General features: G+C 38.2%; 21 protein-coding genes and 1 pseudogene. 3 read left to right on the top strand and 19 right to left on the bottom strand.

Annotated elements, in window-relative coordinates:
• Window positions 1-122: 122 nt before the first annotated feature.
• A protein-coding gene (locus ICI50_RS04195) for an IS3 family transposase (protein WP_143445827.1) occupies window positions 123-1,192 on the bottom strand; the annotation gives its coding sequence in 2 pieces (ribosomal slippage) (window positions 123-955 and window positions 955-1,192; 1,071 coding nt in all).
• Window positions 1,193-1,349: 157 nt separating this feature from the next.
• Here ICI50_RS04195 and ICI50_RS04190 point away from each other — a divergent pair.
• Window positions 1,350-1,577: pseudogene (locus ICI50_RS04190) on the top strand (DinB/UmuC family translesion DNA polymerase); the annotation flags it as partial.
• An 81-nt stretch (window positions 1,578-1,658) separates the two neighbouring features.
• On the top strand, window positions 1,659-1,886 hold the full coding sequence (locus ICI50_RS04185) for a hypothetical protein (protein ID WP_233605467.1): 228 nt from the start codon (window positions 1,659-1,661) through the stop codon (window positions 1,884-1,886).
• Between the two features lie 183 nt (window positions 1,887-2,069).
• Here ICI50_RS04185 and ICI50_RS04180 read toward each other — a convergent pair whose 3' ends face one another.
• The 12 genes from ICI50_RS04180 to ICI50_RS04125 form a co-directional block, all read right to left on the bottom strand.
• On the bottom strand, window positions 2,070-6,293 hold the full coding sequence (locus tag ICI50_RS04180; RefSeq protein WP_188892008.1) for a lectin-like domain-containing protein: 4,224 nt from the start codon (window positions 6,291-6,293) through the stop codon (window positions 2,070-2,072).
• 236 nt (window positions 6,294-6,529) lie between these two features.
• On the bottom strand, window positions 6,530-7,936 hold the full coding sequence (locus ICI50_RS04175; protein WP_188892006.1) for an ISLre2 family transposase: 1,407 nt from the start codon (window positions 7,934-7,936) through the stop codon (window positions 6,530-6,532).
• Window positions 7,937-8,207: 271 nt separating this feature from the next.
• Window positions 8,208-9,959 carry an oligopeptide ABC transporter substrate-binding protein gene (locus ICI50_RS04170; protein ID WP_054640330.1) on the bottom strand — a complete coding sequence of 584 codons (1,752 nt, stop codon included), beginning with the start codon at window positions 9,957-9,959 and terminating at the stop codon, window positions 8,208-8,210.
• Between the two features lie 205 nt (window positions 9,960-10,164).
• Complete coding sequence (locus ICI50_RS04165; protein ID WP_054640331.1) at window positions 10,165-11,094, bottom strand: ABC transporter permease; 930 nt, start codon at window positions 11,092-11,094, stop codon at window positions 10,165-10,167.
• A 14-nt stretch (window positions 11,095-11,108) separates the two neighbouring features.
• Window positions 11,109-12,068 (bottom strand): oligopeptide ABC transporter permease, encoded by a 960-nt coding sequence (gene opp4B / locus ICI50_RS04160; protein WP_012212411.1) that lies wholly within the window; start codon window positions 12,066-12,068, stop codon window positions 11,109-11,111.
• A 2-nt stretch (window positions 12,069-12,070) separates the two neighbouring features.
• Complete coding sequence (locus ICI50_RS04155; RefSeq protein WP_013853899.1) at window positions 12,071-13,057, bottom strand: ATP-binding cassette domain-containing protein; 987 nt, start codon at window positions 13,055-13,057, stop codon at window positions 12,071-12,073.
• A gap of 3 nt (window positions 13,058-13,060) precedes the next feature.
• Window positions 13,061-14,095: an ABC transporter ATP-binding protein gene (locus ICI50_RS04150; protein WP_013853898.1), complete on the bottom strand. Its 1,035-nt coding sequence runs from the start codon at window positions 14,093-14,095 to the stop codon at window positions 13,061-13,063.
• A gap of 117 nt (window positions 14,096-14,212) precedes the next feature.
• Complete coding sequence (gene acpP / locus ICI50_RS04145; protein ID WP_013853897.1) at window positions 14,213-14,455, bottom strand: acyl carrier protein; 243 nt, start codon at window positions 14,453-14,455, stop codon at window positions 14,213-14,215.
• A gap of 33 nt (window positions 14,456-14,488) precedes the next feature.
• Window positions 14,489-15,490 (bottom strand): phosphate acyltransferase PlsX, encoded by a 1,002-nt coding sequence (gene plsX / locus ICI50_RS04140; RefSeq protein ID WP_013853896.1) that lies wholly within the window; start codon window positions 15,488-15,490, stop codon window positions 14,489-14,491.
• An 18-nt stretch (window positions 15,491-15,508) separates the two neighbouring features.
• Window positions 15,509-17,539 carry an ATP-dependent DNA helicase RecG gene (gene recG, locus ICI50_RS04135; RefSeq protein ID WP_056940840.1) on the bottom strand — a complete coding sequence of 677 codons (2,031 nt, stop codon included), beginning with the start codon at window positions 17,537-17,539 and terminating at the stop codon, window positions 15,509-15,511.
• Window positions 17,540-17,543: 4 nt separating this feature from the next.
• Complete coding sequence (locus tag ICI50_RS04130; protein ID WP_056940838.1) at window positions 17,544-19,205, bottom strand: DAK2 domain-containing protein; 1,662 nt, start codon at window positions 19,203-19,205, stop codon at window positions 17,544-17,546.
• A gap of 21 nt (window positions 19,206-19,226) precedes the next feature.
• Window positions 19,227-19,589 (bottom strand): Asp23/Gls24 family envelope stress response protein, encoded by a 363-nt coding sequence (locus ICI50_RS04125; protein ID WP_013853893.1) that lies wholly within the window; start codon window positions 19,587-19,589, stop codon window positions 19,227-19,229.
• 156 nt (window positions 19,590-19,745) lie between these two features.
• Here ICI50_RS04125 and rpmB point away from each other — a divergent pair, with 156 nt between their 5' ends.
• Window positions 19,746-19,931 carry a 50S ribosomal protein L28 gene (gene rpmB, locus ICI50_RS04120; protein WP_013853892.1) on the top strand — a complete coding sequence of 62 codons (186 nt, stop codon included), beginning with the start codon at window positions 19,746-19,748 and terminating at the stop codon, window positions 19,929-19,931.
• A 121-nt stretch (window positions 19,932-20,052) separates the two neighbouring features.
• On the opposite strand, the gene ICI50_RS04115 is transcribed toward rpmB, so the two are convergent.
• Genes ICI50_RS04115 through ICI50_RS04090 form a run of 6 tightly spaced genes read right to left on the bottom strand, consistent with a single transcriptional unit; the run spans window position 20,053 to window position 25,422 of the window.
• Window positions 20,053-20,358 carry a hypothetical protein gene (locus tag ICI50_RS04115; protein ID WP_013853891.1) on the bottom strand — a complete coding sequence of 102 codons (306 nt, stop codon included), beginning with the start codon at window positions 20,356-20,358 and terminating at the stop codon, window positions 20,053-20,055.
• Window positions 20,359-20,401: 43 nt separating this feature from the next.
• Complete coding sequence (locus tag ICI50_RS04110; RefSeq protein ID WP_013853890.1) at window positions 20,402-21,091, bottom strand: thiamine diphosphokinase; 690 nt, start codon at window positions 21,089-21,091, stop codon at window positions 20,402-20,404.
• Complete coding sequence (rpe, locus tag ICI50_RS04105; protein ID WP_013853889.1) at window positions 21,088-21,741, bottom strand: ribulose-phosphate 3-epimerase; 654 nt, start codon at window positions 21,739-21,741, stop codon at window positions 21,088-21,090. Before rpe ends, ICI50_RS04110 begins: the two co-directional genes overlap by 4 nt.
• A 17-nt stretch (window positions 21,742-21,758) precedes the next feature.
• Window positions 21,759-22,649, bottom strand: coding sequence for a ribosome small subunit-dependent GTPase A (rsgA, locus tag ICI50_RS04100; protein ID WP_013853888.1), 891 nt, complete (start codon window positions 22,647-22,649; stop codon window positions 21,759-21,761).
• On the bottom strand, window positions 22,650-24,677 hold the full coding sequence (gene pknB, locus ICI50_RS04095) for a Stk1 family PASTA domain-containing Ser/Thr kinase (RefSeq protein ID WP_095342110.1): 2,028 nt from the start codon (window positions 24,675-24,677) through the stop codon (window positions 22,650-22,652).
• The gene (locus ICI50_RS04090; RefSeq protein WP_054640340.1) at window positions 24,667-25,422 is read right to left on the bottom strand and encodes a Stp1/IreP family PP2C-type Ser/Thr phosphatase; all 756 of its coding nucleotides are present in this window, start codon (window positions 25,420-25,422) and stop codon (window positions 24,667-24,669) included. Before ICI50_RS04090 ends, pknB begins: the two co-directional genes overlap by 11 nt.
• Between the last annotated feature and the right edge of the window lie 3 nt (window positions 25,423-25,425).

The following is a 25,425-nucleotide window of genomic DNA, read 5'->3' as shown; positions in this document are numbered from 1 at the left end:
TAAGCTACTGGCATAAAATCGAGTTTTGCCTTATTGGACTACTTTTATTAAGGAGAATTGTGCACTCGACTACTTTCGGGTAAAAAGAAATGCTCCTACGTCAAGTTTTGGTACTAAAAAAATTAGCCGTTTATCCTAATTCTTTCGGTGTTATACCAGTTAATGTAATTTTCAACTCTGAGGACTAAGTCCTCAAAACTAGTAAAACGTGTTTGAAAAATAAATTCTCGTTTAAGTAGCGAATGGAAAGCTTCGAGCGGACCGTTATCATATGGATAACCTTGTTTGGAATATGAATGCCTAATCAGGTGCTGCTTTAACAGGCCTTCATAAGCAATACTGGTGTATTGTGAACCCATATCAGAGTGCAAAAAGGTTGGCTTAGAAGCCCTGCTCAAGGCTTGCAACAATGTCTTAATAATCAGTTTCGATGCCATCTCCTTGCCAATGTTGAAAGCGATGATTTGCTTACTAGCTTGGTCAAAGATGGTACTTAGATAAACCCAAGTGCCTGGTCTTAGTTCTAGGTAGGTTATGTCAGCACGCCAAATAGTTCCAATTGGATGGTTCTTAATCAAGTTAGGCCGTTGGGAATAATCTACATGAGTGCCTGGCTTCTTAAAGCGCCGCCCCATTAGTGATCGAATGCCTAACTCCTGCATTAATCGGTAGACACGATTGGGGCCAATGACTACACCAAGTCTTCTTATGGCAATTGTGATCCGAGGGTAACCATAGGCTTTATAATTATTTTTCCAAATTTCAAAGATCTGGCTTTTTAAAATCGTATCTTGTTTATCATGACGACTTGTCTGATAGTGTTTCCAATGATAATACGTACTTTTAGAAAGCCCTAAGGCTTTCAAGATTATCCAGAGGCGGTGTTTACATAATTGTTCGTTGATAAAGTCTATGGCTTTAACTTTGCCTAATGCCTTCCCAGTAACACCGCCGCTGCTTTTAAAATTTCATTTTTTTCTTTTAACTGCTGGTTTTCTTTCTGTAGTTGCTTGAAGGCTTCAACACTCGTTACGCCACCGTCAGGTAGTTCAACTAATTTGGCCCGCTTGATCCAATGACTGATGGTGGTTGGGTGAACCCCATATTCATTGGCTAAGGATTTCTTTGAACGATTTTCATTGTGATAAAGCTTAACGATGTTGTTTTTAAATTCATCTGAATAATATTTCATAAAAAAACTCCTATTCTGATTTTTATCATTATGACACAAAATCTAATGATTTTGGTACCAAATTTCAGTATAGGAGCAAAAAGCATGATCGTAAAAATAACGACCATGCATGGATCCTAGATTGCATAATTAAAGTTACCACCCAGTAAATGTGAAAAAAGACTATGGCAATAGTCAGGTGCTCATGTGTGATTACACGCAGGCAAAGGAGATTAAAGTCGTGCTTAGCGAGATTGCTGATCAGGTTGCTGGCAGACTTCGTCACCATCAAGCACAAGGTGAAGTGGTTAGCGTTGGGATTGATTATGCTGATGCAGAAGAAGCGGGCACCTCCGGTTTCGGTGTGCAAATGAAGATTGATCCCACAAACCACACTGACGATTTGAGCCCCAAAAAACGTCCGCACGTCCAACCGTACAATTCTTGTCCGGACCATTGACATTCTTGCCGAACGATTTGGCAGGTCATGCATGAATTAGGCATTCAATCGACTATGTATCGCAAACGTCCTAAAAAGCCTACAACCAATACTGACACGTCGCAGAAGCCTAATTTAATGAGACATCTAGCTGATTTATCTGGGGTCGTTACCACTGACATCACCTATATTCACCTGATTAATCAAAACTGGGTTTATCTCGCAACTTTGTTTGTCGTTCCTCGGTCACATCAAAACAAAATAAAACGCTGGTAAAAGACCTGATGATGCGTGAATTTAAGAAATAACCAAGTGCCTTCGTCAGAACGTAACTTCTTTTGTCCGGCCTATTGACATTCTTGCCGACGTAGAGCCAAATAAAGACCCTGAAGAATAATAATATTCTTCAGGGTCCTCTTTAAATAATCTATATTCGCTACAGATATATTTATTTAATGGTTAATCATTACGACGTTTCTTGATACCAAGAAAACCGAGTAAACTTCCAAACATTGCCAACAAAATACCAATAAATGACATTGTTTGACTTTGACTATTGTTTTCACCAGTTTGAGGTAATTCTGGTGAATTAACAGCACCGTTGTTAACTTTAGATTCTGTATTAGTCGACGTATTGATTACTCCATTGTTAGTAGCGTTACTTGGCTGGGAAGGATTCCCTGGTTGGTTAGAACTGGGATTTCCTGTGTCCGTACCATTACCTGGCTTCCCCGGTTGATTGGGCTCAGTGCCGCCATTGTTATCTGTTGCGGGGTTCTTCGTGTAAACATAGGTAACAGTCTGATCCTGATCCGTAAAGCTCCCCGTAGGGTTCCCTTGGACTTCTTTGAAGGTGTAGCCTGGCACATCCTTTTGGGTCGTTGAATATGGATCGCCTACATTACCAGAAGCAATAACGTCGTCAGCAATTGGATTGCCGTTTTCATCAACATACTTAGCTGTGACGTTACCGCCAGCAACTGGAGTCTTAGCGTAAACAATGGTCTGAACATTATCCTTACTATCTTGCGTTAAGCCATCAACTGAATCGCTGGCTGGCTTACTTGCAGTATAGCCTGGAATTACCGGTGAATTCTTACTATCAAAACTCGTCTTGCCATTTTCGGCTGTCCAACCATCATCCTTAACAATCTCACCCGTGACCTTATCAATTTCAACTTGATGGTCAAATGTCGTGGAATCAGTCTTATCAGGAGCTGCTTGTGAACCATCGCCATATTGATAATGGATTGTCTGGTGAACATCAGTTGTCAGCGAATCCTTATCAGTCCCAGCTGGCCATTTCGGACTATCTGGATCATCTGGATTAATTGGTTCACCTGGTGTTTGTGGATTCGTTGGATTTACTGGGACCACGTCGTGGTCATAGTAAACATTAACTGTAACATCCTTATCACCTGGGGTAACTGTCTGTTGAGCAACTGTGGCCAAATCCGGTGCCAAGTAGCCCTTGGAACTCAAGTCAGGAGAAGTGACAGAATCCCAATCAGACTTATTATCAACTGCAGTCCAAGCTTTATTACCATCAGTTTGGTCAACGGTATCACCACCTGTTGTCGAGTAACCAATAATCTGACCCGTTACTTTGTCAACTATCGCTGTCCGGTTATAGGTGACTTGTTCCGTAACTTGTTTGGCAACTACCGCTTTTGTTTGCTTGTCATAGTAGTTAACTGTTCTGGTAATTGTTTGAGTCAATGAATTCTTATCAGTGCCATCTGGCCATTTTGGTCCATTTGGATTGTCTGGATTAATTGGCTCTCCCGGTTTTTCTGGGTTATTTGGTCCAACTGGCGTTGTACTATGTGTCAAGTGTACCTGGAAACTTTGAACCGTGCCGTCTTCTTTATACGTCACACCGCTTGTTGGGTAATTATCAGAAACTAACTTATAACCTGCATTTTCATATCCCGCAATCGTATCATTTGTTCGATATGGATCTGTTGTACCATAAGCCCCGCTTAAGTCCTTAGTACTTAACGTCTTGCCTGTTGTGTCATCAATGTAAGTTACATTCGCTGTCTCGGCATTTGGCGCATAAACAATTGTCTGCACATTGTCTTGACTATCTTGTGTCAAACCTGTTACTGCTGTACTGCTTGCTTGACTGGCTGTATAACCTGCAATCACTGGTGAAACCTTGGCATCAAAACTAGTCTTATCATTCTCGGCGGACCAGCCATCATCTTTAACAATCTTTCCAGTTACTTTGTCAACTTCGACCTGATGGTCAAAAGTTGTCGAGTCTGTTTTATCCGGTGCTGCTGTTTGGCCACCAACATATTGATAATGAATTGTTTGATTAACCGTCTTGGTTAATGAATTCTTATCAGTACCATCTGGCCATTTTGGTCCATTTGGATTGTCTGGATTAATTGGCTCTCCCGGTTTTTCTGGGTTATTTGGTCCAACTGGCGTTGTACTATGTGTCAAGTGTACCTGGAAACTTTGAACCGTGCCGTCTTGGTTATAAACCACACCATTAGTTGGGTAGTTATCTGATACTAATTGATAACCTTGGCTTTCGTAACCGTTAATGGTTTCACTCGTCCGATAAGGATCAGTTGAACCATAATTGCCAGTCAAGTCCTTGGTGCTTAACGTCTTGCCAGTTGTGTCATCAATGTAAGTGACATTTGCTTTCTCAGCATTTGGTGCATAGACATAAATAACCGTCCCATTATCTCCAGCTTTTGTTAGAGTACCCGTCGCTGGCAAACTTTTTGATCCAGTGGCAGTACCATCATCCATTCTTACAAACTTATAATTGGGAATTTCTAATTGTCCTGTAGTATAAGTACCATTAACATTAGCGCCTTTTGGATAAGTAACCTTACCTTGATCAATTTGATTACCTTTTGTATCAACATACTTAACATTAACTGTCGCTGCTTGCTTAAAATCAAAACTCATTATTTCAAATTGCTGTAAATTCTTAGCACCACCAGTTGATGCACTGACAATCATTGCCATGGCTTGATTAGATTTCGAGACAGTCGTAGTCCAAGTTAATCTCTTACCACTTGTTTGGGTATACTTGATTGTTAATGTTCTTTTATCTCCATCATAATCAACTGTAAAATCATGAAATTGGCCGTTTACGTCAGACTTACTTAACGCTTGGGAAGTTCCATCAACATCTTTAGCCCACCATCTTTGAACTTTTATTCCATCCTTAGTAGCAACTTCTTCATTTTCAGTATCAACAAATGTGCCATATGGAGCATTCATAGAATCCCCATTCCAACCAAAATCATTAGAGTTAGTTGAATCGATTTGGCTACCATCTTTATCAGACTGTGGAGCTTGATAACCATCTGACCATGTATCAAGCTTAAATCCCAGAGCATTTTGCAAGCCACCAATACCCAAGTTGCCACCAGCATTACCAATATCTGTGGTATTACCATTATGAAAGGCAAAACCAATACCATCAGCTCCGTTAGGCTTAGATCCTAAATTAACCTGACCAGTTAAAGTAAAACTTGTACTCATATCAATTTTACTTTTAAGAGAGAAATTTCCAACTTTATTATATTCATCTGGTGTAATAGTCACAATCCCAGAATTTTTATCATAGGTGGCCGATCCATTTAATGAAAAGTAATCAAGAAAAGTATCTTTAGTAACATGTGTTAAAGCTTCGTTATCTGTATTTGTCTTTGAAGCTTTATTAGTTTTCAATTGAGTAAAATGACGTGTAAGCTTAGCAATATTTACTGTTCTCTTGATAACGTTGGTTGCACTGCTACTGTTTGCTACACTTCCGTTAGTACTATCAACGTTGGTTGCACTGCTACCGTTTGCTGCACTTCCGTTAGTACTATCAACGTTAGTTGCACTGCTACCGTTTGCTGCACTTCCGTTAGTACTATCAACGTTAGTTGCACTGCTACCGTTTGCTACACTTCCGTTAGTACTATCAACGTTGGTTGCACTGCTACCGTTTGCTGCACTTCCGCTAGTACTATCAACGTTGGTTGCACTGCTACCGTTTGCTGCACTTCCGTTAGTACTATCAACGTTGGTTGCACTGCTACTACTTGCACTAGTCGTTTCGGCCTTTGCTGCACTGCTACTACTTGCACTAGTCGTTTCAGCCTTTGCTGCAGTAGCTGCTGACTTGTCGCCTTGCGCACCTTTATCCGCGCCTGTGCCTGTACCTTGCGTGCCTTTGCCAGCACCTTGCGCGCCAGTTTGAGAACCTAATTGACTGCCTGATTTATCTGCACCAGTACCAGTTGCGCCTTTATCAGCGCCTTGATTCTTATCAGCACCAGCTTTTTCATCTTGCTTTAAAGATGAATTAAGCTGCGACACCTCTTTCTTAGCTAAACGCTGGCCAGCTTTACCGTTTAAGCCGTTAGCAGTATTAGTGCCTTCGTTGCCCTTAGCCTCAACTGGCGTTTTAGCTGAAGCTTTGCTGACATCAGTACTTGCGCCATTATCCTTAGCTGCATCAGCTTTAGTTTGTACAGATTTTGCTTGGTCTTGATCAAATTCAGCGGCATGTACCGTGTGAGCGTTATTAGCAGCATCCGCCATCAATAAGGTACTGCCCAAGATTGCCCCGCAGAGACCTAAAATCGTCTTACGGAAGCCAAATCTTTGCTTTTTTTCTCCAACAACTAAGCGTTTATGAGCAATTGTTCTAATTGTCATGTTTTATAAATGTTTCCCTTCTAACAGTTTTACAAAAGTTTGCAAATTTTGTAGTTATGTTAGCAGACTGTCTAAGTTTTCTGTCTAAATTTAGGGTAGATTTGCTTGGATAAGCTACAAATCAACTACGCCTCTTAGTTTATAATTAAATCGTGCTGCCTGCAATACATTTAAATCTTGCGTAAGTGTCAATATTTTTGCGGTAGGCTATTAACCATTAGTCTGACCTTAATTTCTTAAATATTTATTTGACTTAATTTTCTGCCGAAATCATCCAAATAGCTATGACCTGCTGTTAAGCTTTCGATTGCTCCATGATGAATGCCTAGATGAGCTTCATGCGTCTTTCTTAGGCTGGCACGAACTGCACCTTTCAATTCTTCCTGATCACCAATATCGAGCTGTCCACCTGCAAACTCACTGCTAAGCCAGTATTCCAGCTCTTTGTTTTTAATGCAAGTCAGCACACGCAAAATTCCTTCGGCACCATCTTCTGACCAGTATTTTCCTTGCCCTTTGACGCGATAAGTATATTTACGGTGATTGCTCTCACAGCAGCCAATTGCCTTAATTACGGACAAATGACGCATCTTAAACGGCTTAATATCCACCCAGCGACGATGAAGATAGCTGCGCAGGCGCCTTAAATTCTCATGATTTTCTGGCGTATTCAGCTCATCAATCAGATTGCTTTCAATCGTGTCTAAAATCACGTCAGTCAAGTGACGGTCATATTTAAACTCAACTGCACTGATCAATTTGCTTGGCATAGCCGGCATAAAGCCTAAACGGTCCTTGATCTTTTTGTTCAAGTGGAAGACGTCTAAGAAGTGCTCGTGCTGCTTGCAATAGCCAACTATTTCATCAAAGTCTTTCTTGGCATAACCAGCACCGCCATCGGCATTACTGATGATTAAAGTATTGCTTAAGTCATAGGTATTGGCTAAATAAGCTTTAATTTCTTGTAAAGCATCCAAGCGGCTTAAAGAAACAAACTCTTTGGCCTGTACTCTCTTTCTGCACGTCTTGCTTAAATTAATAATATCCTCGCAGACTTGATAGCGATGAAATTCCAGTCGCTTCTTGGTGCCTTTAATCACAACGCCATCGCCTTCAAGATAAAGCACTGGCACCTTTTTCTTTTGAGTAATACCATCGTATCTTTCCTCAGACTGCTGCTGTACTTTAATCTGTTTGCCTGCTTGCACAATCAGCTTGCCAACTTGACTATGGCTAATCTTGAAACAGGAGAGAGTATTAACAGCTAAAGCAGTATTGCGGTAAGTTGCCACGGCGCTAACCTGCAAAATATCCTTCACTGCCAAAACACTGTAACGCTTATATTTGTCATAGCCCATCAGCTTATCCAGTGGATATTTAGCCTTTTTGCCAGGACAAGCATATCTTCTGCGCCAATAGCTAATCTCACCAAAGGCAGTCACAACTGAACGCTTATTTTTCTTCTCGATCTGATAGCCTTGCTTTTTAGTCTCTTCAACTAGACCAGCATCAACTTCTTCTAGTGCTGCTGTCATCAATTCTCTAATCAGATCAAAGAAATAGCACATTAATGCCTTTTCACGGGCAATAACATTATTTTCAGACTTAATAATTTTCACGATATCAGCTATAATAGATTCCATAAAAGACCAGCTTCTAATGTGTTTTTTGTTCTTAACATCAGACTACTGGTCTTTTTGTTTGAGCTCAAGTCCAATTTCAAAGGATTTGAGCTTTTTTAATTATTTATTCAACTTACCGCAAAAAATTATACACTTAGAAAAAACAGGTATCCCATTTTGAGATACCTGTTTCCTTGTGTTAGTTATTAGATTTTAATATGAAAGTCTAGATAAAGAATTAATTATGTTTAGAGTTTGGAGAATAGTTTTACTAATGATTAAAATAATGGTCTTACTTAGCGTAACCAACCTTGTACCATAATGAGTTAGCATCTGAAGGTTTAAGTGAGTAACCTGTGATCTTGCTGTTAACTGCATCAATTGAGTAACTGTTAGAAGTAGGAACAACGTAAGCTTCGTCATTCATGTACTTTTGCCATTCATGGAACTTGTCAACACGGTACTTGTGATTGAAGGCTTTTTGTGAGTCCATTTCACCAAGAAGCTGTGTATTCTTCTTGGTTACGAAACGAGTAAAGTTGAATGGTGCCTTTTCGTTGTAAAGGTCGTTTGGTGAAGGTTCACTTGAAAGTGACCATGCAGCCATGAAGACATCAACATCCTTAGCATCGTTTTGAATCTTGTCATAGAATGAGTTGAATTCGATTAAACGACCAGTAGTTAACTTAACGTTCAAACCAATCTTCTTCCATTGTTGGATGTAGTTTCTGGTGATTGGTTCTAGGGTTGAGTCACCAGCCATAGCTGCAAGATTGATAGTTAATGGTTTGCCGTTAGGTTGTACACGGTAAGTACCCTTCTTCTTGTAACCAGCCTTGTCAAGCAATTGGTTAGCCTTCTTAAGGTTGTAGCTATAGCCCTTAACATTCTTGTTAAAGTAGTCACCAAATTGTTCAGGAATTAAAGTTGGTACTCTGAAGGATAAGCCATGAGTATAACGCTTATTAACAGCATCAATATTCATTGCATAAGCCATAGCTTGACGTAATGCCTTGTTGTTCATCTTGGCCTTAGGATCCATGACATTTCTGCCATCCTTCCACTTACCAACCTTAAAGCCCATGTAACCGTATGATAGAGGAATTTTAGCAACGAAGTTTACATCTTTAGTATTCTTAACTTGGTCCCATTGTGAGTTAACTACGTCAGCAATGTCAAACTTGTGACTCTTAATAGCTTGTGAAGCTGAGTTAGTGTTAACAACACTAATTGTAATCTTATCAAGCTTTGGAGTACCTCTCCAGTAGTACTTGTTAGGAACCCAAGTTACTGATTGACCACGAACAATCTTACTAATCTTGTATGGACCAAAGAAGATAGGATTCTTACGTACAGCATCTGAAGATTGCAACTTATCAAATGGGATGTTCTTCAATTGGTGATATGGACTAGCTGATTCAAGGAAGTAACCGTTACCTGATTGAAGCATACCAGGTTTCATTTCCTTAAAATGAATTACAACTTTACGACCATTTTCACCGTCTGGCATTTCAATACCGGAAATAGTCTTAGACTTACCATCATGGTAATCAGTTACACCAACAATGTTTTGAAGTGAAGCAGTATAACGTTGTGACTTACTGCCTTTGTTAGCCATGATTTCGTATTCGTATTCAACGTCTTTAGCAGTTACTTGCTTACCGTCTGACCACTTAACGCCCTTCTTAACTTCAATAGTGATAGTCTTAGCTTTACGGTCAAGCTTAAAAGTTGCAGGACCCTTACTATTAATCTTATAGCTATCATCAGTATCAAATAATGATTCGTCACCGAATTGAGCTACAGTACTATCAATTGCAGTAGTGGATAATTCGTCGTTAAAGATACCAGTAAATGGGGTATCAGTTTCAAGTGCGTAAGATAAAGTACCACCCTTTTTAACAGCCTTCTTTGGTGTTTGTTGTGGGAACTTCTTAGCGTCGTTAGCGCCCGCATTATCATTACTCTTTTGACCACAGGCTGCTAAAGTTAAAACAGCACCTGTAACCAATCCGATTGATCCTAAAAGTTGTGTTTTCTTCATACTTATATGCCTCCATATTCAGCTTATTATTTCTGTTTTGGGAATCAAGTTGATAATTAAATAATACCATGTTTTATTAATTTCTCAATATTTTTATGAAAATAATTTTAATTTTAAGTTAATCGCATAACTTTATTATTATGGAATTAAAACAAAAACAGCTCTATCAAGCGACAGAGCTGTTTTTAATGATTTTATTAATTTATTAATTTTCACGTTGTCTTGCGTCACCTGCACGTTGTAAGGCACGACCAACATAGTTAATACTTAAGGAAATAACCAAAAGCAAGATAGTAGCTGGAAGCCACAACCATGGACGGTTAATAACGTTAACTGGGTCATCCGCAAATCCAATCAAAGTACCAAGTGATGGAGTTGTAGTAGGCAAACCATAGCCCAAGAAGGACAAACTAGTTTCGATACCAATGTTACCAGCAATAGTTAAAACAACGTCAATGATAATCATTGAAGTAATGTTAGGCAAAACTTCACGGAACATAATTTGTAGATTAGATGAACCTGAAGTCTTAGAAGCCAAAACATAATCACGGTCACGCTGTGACAGGATGAAGGAACGGTAATAACGCGCCGTCGTTGTCCATCCAAACATCGCAATCAAGAATACTAAAATTACGGCATTGTAGTTACGAATAACAGTAGTCAAAACAATGATAATTGGCAATTGTGGCAAAATTTGAACAAAGTCAACTATTCTCATGATAACTGAGTCAATTGCACCACCGTAGTAACCTGAAACCAAACCGACAATCAAACCGACAATTTCAGTGATTAAGGTAACTGAGATACCAATCATGATTGAGTTACGTCCACCCATCATAAGGAGCTTCATGATATCACGACCACCATCGTCAGTACCGAGTAAGTGACCAGCTTCACCCCAACCATAGTAGGCATCAGCAATGTTCATTTCGGTAACTTGTGCTTTATTCAAGAATAAAGATCCACCAAAAGTGAATAACAATATTAAAATAATGATAATCAAAGCTATACATGCGGACTTTGACCGTAAAATTTCACGCATAGCTACCCGAAATCCAGAAGGTGGGAGAGTAGCCTTATCTTTAGCTTCTTTTGCTTTTACTGTCTTAGCAGAATTTTCTTTCTTATCAGCCATTTTTTCTCTCCTCCCTATTGAATTCTAATACGTGGATCAATAATACTCATAATGATATCTGATAAAAGATTACCAATTAAGGTTAAGATACCAAAGATCAGAATTAGAGCAGTTAAAGTTGTGTAATCACGCTGACTAATTGAGTCAAGGAACAGCTTACCCATACCAGGATAACTAAATACACTTTCAATGATCATTGAACCACTAAGAAGACCGGTAATCGTGTTACCTAAGAAGGCAGCGATTGGCAATAATGAGTTTCTTAAAATATGCTTATGGAAAACAACATTTTCAGGAACACCCTTACTGCGTGCAGTTCTTACGTAATCTTCAACCTTGTTATCAACGATACCAGTTCTTAAGTACTGAACTGTTCCAGTAGTCGCAATTAAGGCATACAGAATAGCTGGGAAGATCATGTGATCTAATCGACTAAGAAGAACTCCCCAGAATCCGGATGCACTGGCTGATACGGAACCTGAGATTGGAAACCAACCTAAGGTAAATCCGAATAACCACAAACCTAAGATATAGAATACGAAACCTGGTGTAGCTAAAGTAATGTAGTTAAAGATTTGTACACCATTATCTTGCCATTGGTCTTGGTGACGACCAGCGGTAATACCAAGAGGAATCGCAATACTATAACTTAAAATAGTTGTCAAAAGTGATAACCAGAAAGTATTACTTGCACGATCAGCAATTAATGATGTTACAGGTACGTGCTGGATATAACTTGTACCAAGATCGCCATGGAACAAGTTTCCTACCCATCTAAAGTATTGAACGTACCATGGATCATAAAGTCCAGCAGCTCTTCTTAAAGCTTCGATTTGTTTAGGGTCGGTGTTAGGGTTAATTGATCCACTAAATGGGTCACCTGGCATCATCTTAGCAAGCAAGAAGACCAACAGACTCAAGATAATCAATTGTGGGATCATGATTAACAAACGCCGTAATATTGTTTTCCACATCTTTAATCACTCTCCTTTTCTTCATGTTCTTCAAGTTCGGCTTCCTGTGCCAAATCTTTAGGTAATGCTACCCAGTGATTAGGAGCTACTTTTTGTAACGGATATACACGACCATCTTTGTCATACCATTTGCTTTGGTTTTCTTCGAACTCTTTTTCAACCTGCTCACGATGCTTCTTGTGTTCCTCACGATGTTCAACATCTACCTTAGGAATAGCAGAAAGCAAACGCTTAGTATAGATGTGAATGGGATGCTTGTAAATTTCTTCACGGCTACCTAATTCAACTAAGCGGCCACGGTGCATAATCGCCAAGTTTTCAGACATATGCTTAACAACACCCAAGTCATGTGAAATGAATAAGTAAGCAATGTTGTATTGTTGTTGAATATGCTTCATGAAGTTCAAAACCTGAGCTTGAACTGACAAATCCAAAGCACTAGTTGGTTCGTCGGCTACAATCAATTTAGGATTCGTAGCCACCGCACGAGCGACGCCAATTCTCTGACGTTGACCACCTGAGAATTCATGAGGATATTTATAAATCGCATCGCTAGGCATCCCTACGATATCAAGCAGTTCTTGTACACGATCGCGTTCTTGATCAGTAGTTAGATTTTCAAAATTTCTAATAGGCTCAGCAATGATATCTTCAATCCGCTTTCTTGGATTTAAACTTGACATTGAATCCTGGAAAATCATTTGTACGTCTTTGTTGTAGTCAAGCTTTCTACGATTACTTGCTTTAGTAACATCTACACCTTTATAAATGATTTGTCCACTAGTAACCTTTTCAACACCAACAATTGCTTTACCAGCCGTTGACTTACCCGAACCTGATTCACCAATTAAGCCATAGGTTTCGCCTTCTCCAATTGAGAAGTTAATTCCATCGACAGCTCGAACATAATCAGTAATTCTATTCCAAAAACCGGAACGAATTGGGTAATAGACTTTTAAGTTTTTTATTTGAATAATTTCTTTCGCCATAAACTACTCCCCACTTGCTGCTGTTACCTGTTGCACACTATCTTCATTCTCAAAGTGGAATGTCTTCCAACAAGTACATCTTACCCAGTGACCTGGTTCGACCTCATGTACTTGTGGCTCCTCCTCATGTGCACTTGCAGGAATCCAAGGAATTCTTGCAGCAAAACGATCACCTGTACGTGGCATATTTTTAAGCGATGGTACCGTACCATGAATAACATGTAAATCCTCATCAGTATCATCTGATTGAGGCATAGAATTAAGTAGTGATCTAGTATATGGATGAAGTGGATGCTCAAAAATTGTCTTCACATCGGACTTCTCAACAATTTGACCAGCATACATAACTGCAACTTCATCTGCAGTCTCAGCTACGACACCTAAATCGTGCGTAATCAAAATAATACCTGAATGTGACTGCTTTTGAATATCTTCCAGCAAATCCAAAATCTGAGCTTGAATAGTAACATCCAAAGCAGTAGTCGGTTCATCAGCAATAATTACTTCTGGCTTACATGCAATAGCCATCGCAATTACCACACGCTGACGTAATCCACCTGACAACTCATGTGGATACATTTCGTACATCTCATTAGGCTTAGGCATTTCCACTTGATTAAACAATTCAATCACACGTGCATGACGTGCTTTTTCATCCATGTCAGTGTGGTAATAAAGAGTTTCAGCAACTTGATCACCAACACGCATCAATGGATTCAAGCTGGCCAATGGGTCTTGAAAGATCATTCCGATCTTATCCCCACGAATCTTGTTAAACAATGATTCGTTCAAGCCAACCAGGTTTAATTCATTGTAAAGAATGTCCCCTGTAACTTTTGTATTTTTATGGTCATAAAGTCCAATGATACTTGCAGCGATCGTACTTTTACCGCAACCAGATTCACCTACGATAGCTAAAATCTCGTCACGCTTCAAAGTCAGATTAATATCATCCGCAGCATCATAGAACTTCCCTTGCAAACGGTAAGCCGTATGCAGGTGTTGAATATCTAGTAATAGATCACTCTGCTTTTCCAAAGGTCATTCCCCCATCTAAAGCTTTGTTCATTAAAAGCTGTTTAATCTTTTCTATTTATTTTCTAATTATAAACACAAAGCCGGTCGTATGCAAATCACGACACCGCTTTTTTTAAATTAATTTTGATGAGACTTAATATATGAAACTGCATCACCGACTGTTTTAATTTTTTCAGCATCATCATCTGGAATTTCTGCACCAAATTCATCTTCTAATTGCAAAATAAATTCAACTAAGTCAATTGAATCAGCATCTAAATCGGCAGTAAAATTAGTGTTTTCAGTAATTTTGTCCTTGTCGACATCAAAATTATCAGCAATCAAATCTCTAATCTTATTAAAAATCTCTTCCTCTGACATTCTAAAATTTCTCCTTTTTAATAAAATATTTTACTATTTTGTAGCAAATTCATCTCTAAACTCTGCAACAAGATTTTCTGCAATCATCTTATCGACTTGCTTAAGAGTATAATAAATCGGCCTTTCATTAGAACGACCATGCGTCTTAACTACCGGTGCATTTACTCCCAGTAAAACTGCACCACCATACTTAGCTGTATCAAATTTAGACTTTAGACCAGCTAATGAGCCTTTGACCAGCAAAGCTCCTAATTTAGTCATCATTCCACTATTTAACAAGCTATCTTTTAATAAATGAAGCAGGACGCTAGAAGTACCTTCAATATTTTTTAAAACGGCATTGCCAGTAAAACCATCTGTCACTACGACATCAGCCTTACCTAAAAGCAATTCATTGCCCTCAATATTGCCTAAGAAGTTTAAGTTGCTATCTTTCAATAGCTTATATGCTTCTTGATGTACCTCATCGCCTTTATCGCTTTCTGCACCATTATTTAAAAGCATAACTCTAGGATTTTCAATTTCACGAATTTTTTTAGCATAGTATGAAGCCATTTGTGCCCACTGGAGCAGATATTCCGGCTTACTTTTGGCATTAGCACCAACATCAACCATATTAAAGCCTTCATCACTATTCTTTACTGGTAAAGTTGGCATTAAGCCAGGACGAGTAATCCCCCTGATTCTGCCAATAATGAAAATGCCACAGGCTAAAAGTGCACCAGTATTACCTAAAGATAAGAGTGCATCAGCTTTGCCTTCTTTAACAAAATTAGCTGCTTGGACCATTGAAGAATCTTTTTTGTGCCTAATTGCCTTCACTGGTTCATCTTCATCAGCAATCACTTCTGTAGTGGCTACAACACCAAGTTGATCACTGATTTGATTTGCTGGAATTAAATTTCTTAATTGCTCTTTATCACCAAATAACAAAAATTTGGTTTCCGGCAATTCAGTTTTTGCCTTTAATACTGCTTTCACGATCGCTTCAGGTGCATTTTCACCACCCATAGCATCAATCGCAATTGTTCTCATAATTTACCACAATCTTTTCTAAATTCTATTTTGCTCTAGCTGCTTATATTCTAGCACTTGTTTAAGAGTTTTATGGTCTTTCAAACCAGGATCAGCTTTTACCAATTCACGGGCAACCTTTTGGGCAACAACCAAAGTATTGTAGTTATTAACCACATCACCAACTCTAAATTCAGGCAGTCCTGATTGCGCCTTACCAAAAAGATCACCTTCACCCCGCATTTTTAGATCCTCTTCGGCTAGTTTAAAGCCATCATTAGTCGCTGCAATAACCTTCATTCGAGCTTTCCCCGCGTCAGTTTTAGGATCAGCTACAAAGACACAATAACTCTGGGTCTGACCACGACCGATGCGACCACGAAGTTGATGCAATTGACTTAAACCAAAACGATCAGCATTATAAATGACCATCATGTTGGCATTAGCTACATCAACCCCAACTTCAATTACACTAGTCGTAACCAAAATATTAATGTCGCCATTAGCAAAGCATTCCATAATTTCATCTTTTTTAGGTCCGGGCATTTGACCATGCAATAACACTACTTTTTGATCTGGAAAGTCATGACTTAATTTTTGATGTAACTCTTCAGCATTTTTTAAATCTAGAGTCTCTGATTCGGTAATTAATGGTGTTACCGCATAAATTTGAAAACCTTGAGCTAACTGCTCCTTCATTTGCTGGTAAACATCCTTCATCTGACTGCTAGTTTTCCAGACAGAAATAATTGGTTTTCTGCCTGATGGCAGATGATGAATTTCAGATACAGTCATATCTCCATAAACAGTCAAGGCTAGAGTTCGCGGAATCGGGGTAGCTGTCATCGCTAAAATATCTGGATTATCTCCTTTATTTATCAAAGCTTGACGCTGACCTACACCAAAGCGGTGCTGCTCATCAATAATAACTAGCCCTAATTTTTTGAAGATAACATTTTTCTGAATTAAGGCATGAGTTCCAATTACCACATTAATCGTACCATCTGTTAACTCGCGATAAATTTCTCGTCGTTCAAGCGTCTTAGTATTCCCCGTTAATAATGCTACCCTTACACCTAATGGACGCAGCAATTCATCTATTTTCTTAAAGTGTTGAGTAGCTAAAATTTCGGTCGGCACCATCAAAGCAGCCTGGTAACCTGCAGTAATGGCGGAAAAAATTGCATAAACTGCAACAACCGTTTTACCTGAACCTACATCTCCTTGGAGCAAACGACGCATTTGTCTTTCCGAATGCAAATCAGCAAAAATTTCATTCACTACTTGCTTCTGATCTGCTGACAATTCAAACGGCAATGAGCTGGTTAATTTAGCAATTTCCTTCAGATCATAATCTTTGGGATAACCTTTCTGCTGACCATCATTCCGCGTCAACAAAGCTAGCTGCAATTCAAAAATAAAGAACTCTCGAAAAATCGCACTTCGCTTTGCTATTTCTGCTTCACGCCCATTATTGGGATGATGCATTTTTTGAATAATTTCTCGATCCGTCAATAAGCGATATTTTTGTCTAATTTTTTTAGGCACAATATCTTTAACTTGCTCTAAAAAATCATCAATTGCCAAATTAATTAAAGTAACTAATTTCTTTTGCTTTACATGACGATTTAATGGGTAAATCGGAGCAATGCCACTGTCATTTTCTTTAGCAGCGACAAACTTAAATGCAGATAGACTTTGCCGTGCCACGTTGTACTTACCATAAATTGCAACTTCTTGACCAATTTCAATCTTGCTTTTTAGCCATGGTTGATTAAAAAAATTGACCATGATTATGTCATGGTCAATTCTCATCTTGAAGCTTAAACGACTCTTTTTATAACCAAAACGACTAACAAAAGGCTCAGTGGCAACTATTCCTTTTAGCATTACTTTTTGACCGTCCATGATTTGGTCTAGAGGCAATGTCTGCAATTCATCATAGCGAAATGGGAAGTAAAAGAGTAAATCATAAATACTATAAATGCCTAAACTACCAAGATCAGCCGCAGTCTTTGTCCCTACGCCCTTTAAATTGGTCACAGGAGCAAATAATGCATTATCTATCATTTGTTTATTCCACTGAAACCAAGAAATGGTAAACGGGTTGACCACCATCATGAATTTCAAATTCAAGATCATCATGATTTGCTTCTAATTGTTCAACTACTTTTTGAGCTTCTTGCTTGTTTGAATCACGACCATACATGATAGTAATAATTTCTGAATCCTCATCCAGCATCTTTTCGATCATTTCTGAAGTAGTCTTAATTAAATCAGCATTATCAACCTTAATCTTACCATCAATAATCCCTAAGAAATCATACTTATGAATCTCAACTTCATCAATTTCGGTATCACGAGTAGCTTTAGTAACTTCACCTGAAACAACTGTATCAAGATCATCTGACATTGCTTCAACATTTTCTTCAACTGATGCATCTGGGTTAAATGAAAGCATTGCAGTCAAACCTTGAGAAATAGTCTTACTTGGTACGATGCCTACTGGAATATCACTAACTTCAGCAGCTTGTTTGGCAGCCATCACAATATTACCGTTATTTGGTAAAACAATAGCCTTCTTCGCACCTGACTTCTTAATCGCATCAATAAAATCCTGTGTAGATGGATTCATTGTTTGACCGCCAGAGATAATTCGATTTACCCCTTCACTTTCGAACAACTTACGAATCCCATTACCAGAAGCTACTGCAATCACAGCAAAGTCGACAGCTTCTTGTTCTTCTTCATCCTGATCAACAATACTTTCATGTTGAATTCTCATATTATCAATCTTGATTTTACCTAATTGACCAAATTGACTGCCATATTGGAATACATCACCTGGATGCTCCGTATGAACGTGAACCTTGGCAATTTCGCCATCTGAAACGGCAAGAAGTGAATCACCTAAACTAGATAAATGCTTTCTGAATTCTTCTAGATCAAATTTCTTTTTATTTGGTACATCAGCATTTAAATCCACCATGATTTCAGTACAATAGCCATTTTTAATGTCCTGAGTAGCTAACTGGCTTTGAACCGAAGATTGATGATGCATGGCATTGATCATTTCATCCATTTCAGTTTCATCTGGTTGATATTGATCAGCAAAGTTTTCACCAAGCAAACCTTCCAAAAAGCCTTCATAAATAAACAGTAATCCTTGACCGCCTGAGTCAACTACGCCAACTTGCTTCAATACAGGAAGTAAATCCGGTGTTGATTTCAGAGCTTTTTTAGCTCCTTCTACAACGGCCTTCATAACCTCTGTAACATCGTCTGTATCATTAGCCTTAGTTGCACCCTCTTGTGCCGCAACTCGTGCAACAGTTAAGATAGTCCCTTCTACAGGTTTCATAACAGCCTTATAAGCAGTTGCTACACCATTCGAAAAAGCGTTAGCTAATTCTTGAGCAGTTAAGGTCTTCATGCCTCGAGTAGCCTTATAAAAGCCACGGAACAATTGTGAAGTAATTACACCACTATTGCCACGTGCACCCATCAGCATCCCCTTAGCTAGGCTTTCAGTTAAATCGCCTACACTAGTACTAGGATCTTCAGAGACAGCCTTAGCACCACTTTCAATGGTTAAATTCATATTAGTACCAGTATCACCATCCGGAACCGGAAAGACATTCAAAGAGTTAACAAACTCTGCATTCTTACCAATTCTATGAGTAGCAACACGTACCATATCTCTATATTGTTTACTATCTATCTCATTTAAAACCACTATTTAAAACCTCCGCTTGCGTTATTCGTCAAGTACCTTAACACTTTGGACGATTACATTAACGGCTTTAGTGTTAATTTCTAATTGATTAGAAAGGTTGAATTTAACACTATCTTGAACATTCTTACTTACTTCAGAAATCTTCAACCCATATCCGACAATAATGTACACGTCAACAGTAATTTCATTATCTTGTGACTTGACAACAACACCGCGCTTATAATTGGCACGATTAAGAATTCCGTCAAATCCATCACGAATGGCATTCTTGGAAGCCATTCCCACAACGCCATAATTAGACGTAGCTGCGCCACCAACAACAGTTGCGATTACACCGTTTGAAATATCAATCAAACCATCCTTTGTCTTGATCTTAACAGCCATGTTTTTCCTCCGTCTTATTATCTATATATACGTTTATTATTTTATCATAGTAGAGACATAATCAATAAACAAAATACGTTTAAAAAAAGTTGAATTGCAACAAAACATATGATAATCTAATAAAGTATGACATCACAAACAAAGGAGGTTTAGCAAATGGCAAAAGATTACGTAACAGGTAAGAAGACTACATTCGGTAACAAACGTTCACACTCAATGAACTCAGCTCGTCGTGCTTGGAAGCCAAACCTTCAAAAAGTTCGCATTCTTGTTGACGGTAAGTCAAAGCGCGTATGGGTTTCAACCAAGGCTTTAAAGTCTGGTAAAGTTACTCGTGCCTAATAGACCAAGAGCTTGTTAGATCAATAATCTGACGGGCTTATTTTTTTGCTCATTTTTAAGTAAATGCATTTTGTGCAACATTTGTGCATCAAAAAAGAACCAGAAAGTGGTTCTTTTTCTTTTATTTCATAATATTGTGTCGTTTATCATCGTCTGGAATTTCATCAGCCATTCTTTCATCGATTGGCGTATAAGCATATTCCGTAATCATTTCACCTAGCTTAGTCGGCAAACCTAAGTCTTGATAAGTAACATTTCTAGATAAGCCACTAATTGTAGCTACTTCTTTCTTCTTTTTCTTATCAAACACATGAACATGATTCTTGTGCATATAATCTTCTACATTTTTCTTTGCTCGATCAAGTCTGGCTTCATAACGGCCATCACCAAAACCAGCAATATCTCTTTCAAAATCGATATATTTCATAATTCTTCCTCGTTTCTGTTTCACTACGTCTATTTTACACGTTTTAGGAAAGATTATGAAAGCGATCTACATCTTTTGAATAAATTGCAGCTATCATCCCTTTTGCAAAAGAAATCTCAAACTGCTCATGTCCGGTCAAAAATTCATTTGAAGCAAAAACTCGTGGGTAATCGCCGGAATAATTCTTTAACTTATAACGAGCACCAATAATATTAAAATCTCTAATGGACGTTAAACTAGCAAAACCAATATAAGGATAAATTTCTTTTTTTGTTACTGTATGCCTACCTGGATTAAAAAATTTAATTAAATTTTGTTGATCAATAAACGTAAGTCGTGACGCAAAGGATCGAATAGCAGGATTAAGTATCATCCAAAGATTAGTTAAAAAATGATCGATTCGGCCACCTGTTGCTCCAAAAATTGTTAAATTCTGTATCGCATAATCCCTAAAAGCTGTTTGCAACATTAATTCAGTATCTGTCCAGTCTTTAACAGGATTAGAATAGCGGATATCAGCCACGCTATTTTCAATCTGAGCTAAATCTTTTTTTTGCAAAGAATCAAAATCACCCACTACCAAATCTGGTATGATCCCTAATTCTTCCAGAAACAAAGAGCCACGATCTACCCCAATGATTAAATCGCCTTGCGCTTGAGCTTGACGAAATTGCGCTTGAATATTCTGAGGCCATAAATCTGTAGGCCCGCCTAATAATGCATATGCTTTCATTTAGTCAGCTTTTCTTTTAATAAATGAATCTGATGCGCTACATCGCCATCTTCATAAAGATATGATCCTACTACAAAAACATCAGCACCTGCCTGCTTGGCCAGCTTGATGGTTTCATCATTAATACCGCCATCTACTTCAATTGGAACATTAGGACCTGCCAATTTTCTCACTTCTTTAATTCTTGAGGTAGAATTCGCAATAAATCCTTGACCGCCAAAGCCAGGATGAACTGTCATAACTAATATCTGACTAATCTTAGGCAAAAATTTTTCGATTACCTCAACAGACGTATCAGGATTAATTGCTAAAGCAGCATGAACGCCATTAGAAGCTAAATAATCAAACCAATAGTTTATCTTAGATTCACTCATTGCCTCATAATGAAGTTCAATAATATCAGCACCTGCATCAACAAAAGCTGGTACTAAATCATCTGGATTATCACTCATTAAGTGAATTTCCGCGTTAGTCATCGGAAATTCCCGTTTAAAGTCACTCACTAGCTGTGGCCCAAAAGAAAGATTTGGGACAAAATGTCCGTCCATAATATCAATATGAAAGCGATCAACTCCCGCTGCTACAGCTTCATCTATTTCATTTTTTAAATTCAGATTATCTGCATTTAAAATTGATGGTGCAATAATCATAAACTCACCTCACACAATTATTTCAAATACTCTGGTATACGTCCGTCACTAATTTCGGTTCTTATTGCTAAATAATCTTCATAGCGACTAGACATAATCTGTTCTTCTTTAAGCAATTTTTTAACTTCGCATCCTGGTTCTTTTAAGTGTTGACAACCACGAAACTTGCAATTAACACTAGCCTTTTTAAATTCAACAAAATAATTACACAGTTCGTTTAACTTAATCAGTGTTAAATCAATTGAAGAAAAACCTGGTGTATCTGCCAAAAAACCAGCACCTAACTTGAATAATTCAACTTTTCTCGTAGTATGCTTGCCTCGATTCAAACTAGTGGAAATGGCGCCAGTCGTTTGATTGGCATCCTTTTTCAAATGATTAAGCAGAGTGGATTTGCCCGCACCAGATTGACCAGCTAAAGTCCAAATTTGATCATCTTGAATCATTGTAGAAATTTGCCTTTGAACTTCATGATAATCTGTAAATACCAGATAGCCAATTGCTTGATAATAACTTAATTTTTGCTTTATTTTCGCCAGCTTTTCGGCCTCAATTAGATCAGTCTTGGAGAGATAAATTGTAACTCTTACTCTTTGCCAAGAAAAGAAAGTTAAAAAACGATCTAATAGTTCTACAGAAAAATCAGGTTCAATAGCAGAAATCACTAATAAAACATGACTTACATTAGCTACAGCTGGACGACCTATTCGATTCAATCTAGGCAAAATTTTTACCAAATAACTCATACCTTGATCATCTATTTGAATTTCTACACGATCACCTACTGCCGGCTTTTGCTTTTTTTGACGAAAAACGCCACGAGCACGTGTTCTCACGATACCCGTGGTAGTTTCTACGTCATAATAACCAGCAATTAGACCAACAACAATTCCTTGTGCTAGTTTCATTTACTTTGTCACCTTTTCGTTCAAAATCGTCTGACCATTACGAACTACACGCAACTCCCCATGACCACTTCTAATCGAAAATGGAATTGAAAAGCTCATATCACGTTTAATATATAAATCACGATAAATGTTACTTAATGAATGACCATCATCTTTAATATAAATCTGAACATGATCACCTTTCGAATTACTATCTTCATTAGAAGAACTATTATCGGTTTTATCGTTATTGGTCTTTTCATCTTTACCAAAGCTATCACCAACATAATTAACTGTAAATGTTTTAGTTATCGTTGTTTCTTTTTTAGCTTTTGGCCCCCGTGAAACCTTAATCGTAACAGTTGAACCGCGATCAACTTTTGTCCCTGGACCAGGTTCCATTGAGATCACCATTCCCTTTTCAACGTTATCAGAATACTCCTGATTAATTTGCAAAGTTAATCCATGTTCTTTGGCATAATCTTGAGCACCCTTTAGTGAATAGTTCTTTAAATCTCTTAGAGTGACAGTATGATTATGAGGCCGCACAGGTTTCCCTTTAGAAACAACTAAAGTAATAGTAGTTTGCGTAGGTTTAACCTCTACGCCTGCGGCAATACTCTGAGAGATAATTTCATTTGTAGGAACTTTATCTGAATATTGATCTTCTCTAACTACATCAAAACCCAAATTTTCTAGTTTTTTTGTAGCCTCATCATATTCTTTGCCAACCATGTCAGCTACTTTTACCATACTCGAGCCACTAGAAACAATTAAATCGACAGTTTTTCCCTGATCAATACTATTTCCAGCATTGGGTTTAGTTGCAATTACGCGCCCCTTTTTTACATCATCAGACTGACGTTTAATCACTTGCCCAATTTGTAAACCAGCAGCCTCTAATTTATCTTTAGCCCGGTTTTCAGCAATATTAGTTACATCGGGGACATTAACTTGTTCAGGCTTATCACCTCTGCCACTTAACGCAAAAATCATAATAAAAATGATCAAGCCAGCTGTAATTACCGAAAAAATCCACCACCATTTATGATCTTTAACATTTTGCCAAAAAATTTTTTTGCTTTTAGGCTCTTCAGGCTGTGTGTCTTCTTTGGAAACCTCTGGTTTTTCTTGCTGCTTTTCTTGTGGCCTAAAACCAGGTAATACAATCGTTTTATCGTTATTTAAACCATGTGTAGGTACAAAAACCGGTTCATCACTGCGTTCAGGATCAAGACTGCTGTCTAGATCCGCCTTCATAGCCTGGGCAGAAGGATAACGATCACGTGGATCTTTAGCTGTTGCTCTTAAGACCACATTTTCTAATGCTTGCGGAACACTTTTATCTTTCTTTCTGATAGATGGAATTGGCTCCTGAGCATGTTTAAGAGCAATCGAAACTGGCGTATCTCCATTAAAAGGAACAGTACCAGTAAGCAATTCATACAAAATAATTCCTAAAGAATAAATATCGGATTGCTTAGTAACCATTCCGCCCCTAGTTTGCTCAGGTGACATATAATGAACTGAGCCCATAACGGAGTTCGTTTGCGTAATAGAACTTTGATTTAAGGCTACTGCAATCCCAAAATCAGCAATTTTAATATTGCCTCTCTTATCCATCAAAATATTTTGTGGTTTTAAATCACGGTGAATCACATTATGCTTATGTGCCAAAGCAACCGCACTTAAGATTTGATCCATAATCCGAATGACTTCACGCAAATCTAAGGGGGAATTTTTACGAATATATTCTTTTAAATCGGGACCATCGACATATTCCATTACCATATATGGCAAGCTATGGTCTGTGCCTACATCAAGAACAGAAACAATATTAGGATGACTTAACTCGCTGGTAGCTAATGCTTCTCTTTGAAAACGTGCCTGCGTTTGAGGCTCATTTTGTAAATCAAGCCGCAGGATCTTAACAGCTACTTTACGCTGCAAGATAATATCTTCAGCTAAATAAACATTAGCCATCCCACCTTCGCCTAAAGTATCAATGATTCGATAGCGTTCACCAAGCAGATAACCTTTATCGATCACTGCTCTCGTCCTCCTTGTTCCAAACTAGACAGACAGTAATATTATCACCACCGCCTAATCGATTAGCTTCACTGATGAGCTTATTACAACGTTCTTTTAAGCTGAGCTCCTTAGTTGCTAAAATCTGTTGAATTTGCGGATCACTAAGTGAATTAGTCAAGCCATCAGTACAAAGCAAAATAATATCATTTTCGCCCAATTCAATATTATCGAATTCCGGATCTATCGTACTAGAAACTCCTAAAGCTTGCGTAATAATATTTTTTTGAGGATGATGCTTAGCCTGCTCTTTAGTAATTTGCCCCATTTTAACCAGTTCATTAACCAAAGAATGATCTTCCGTCAATTGAACAAACTTGCCTTCAGAGTAACTATAAGCACGCGAATCACCTAGATGAGCAATCAAAGCGTCATCATCAAAAGCAAAAGCTAACACAACTGTCGTCCCCATCCCATTTAAGTCAGGAAACTTATCAGCTGTTTTTAGAATTGACTCATTTTCAGAATTTAATTGGACCTCTAACCATTTATGAGCAATATTAGCATCAGTAAAATCTGTTGTAATAAAATTATGCCCTAAATGAGTTACTGCCATCGTTGAGGCAACATCACCACCCTGATGACCACCCATCCCATCACAGACAATGGCCAGAGGAATTCCTTTACGATTTTTAAAAACTCCTACAAAATCTTGATTGCTTTTTCGTACCTTACCGATACTTGAAGCATATGCTGTTTCAATCAAAAA

This window comes from Lactobacillus kefiranofaciens (assembly GCF_014656585.1).
Classification (GTDB): Bacteria; Bacillota; Bacilli; order Lactobacillales; family Lactobacillaceae; genus Lactobacillus; species Lactobacillus kefiranofaciens.
This window is presented reverse-complemented; position numbering and strand designations above follow the sequence as displayed.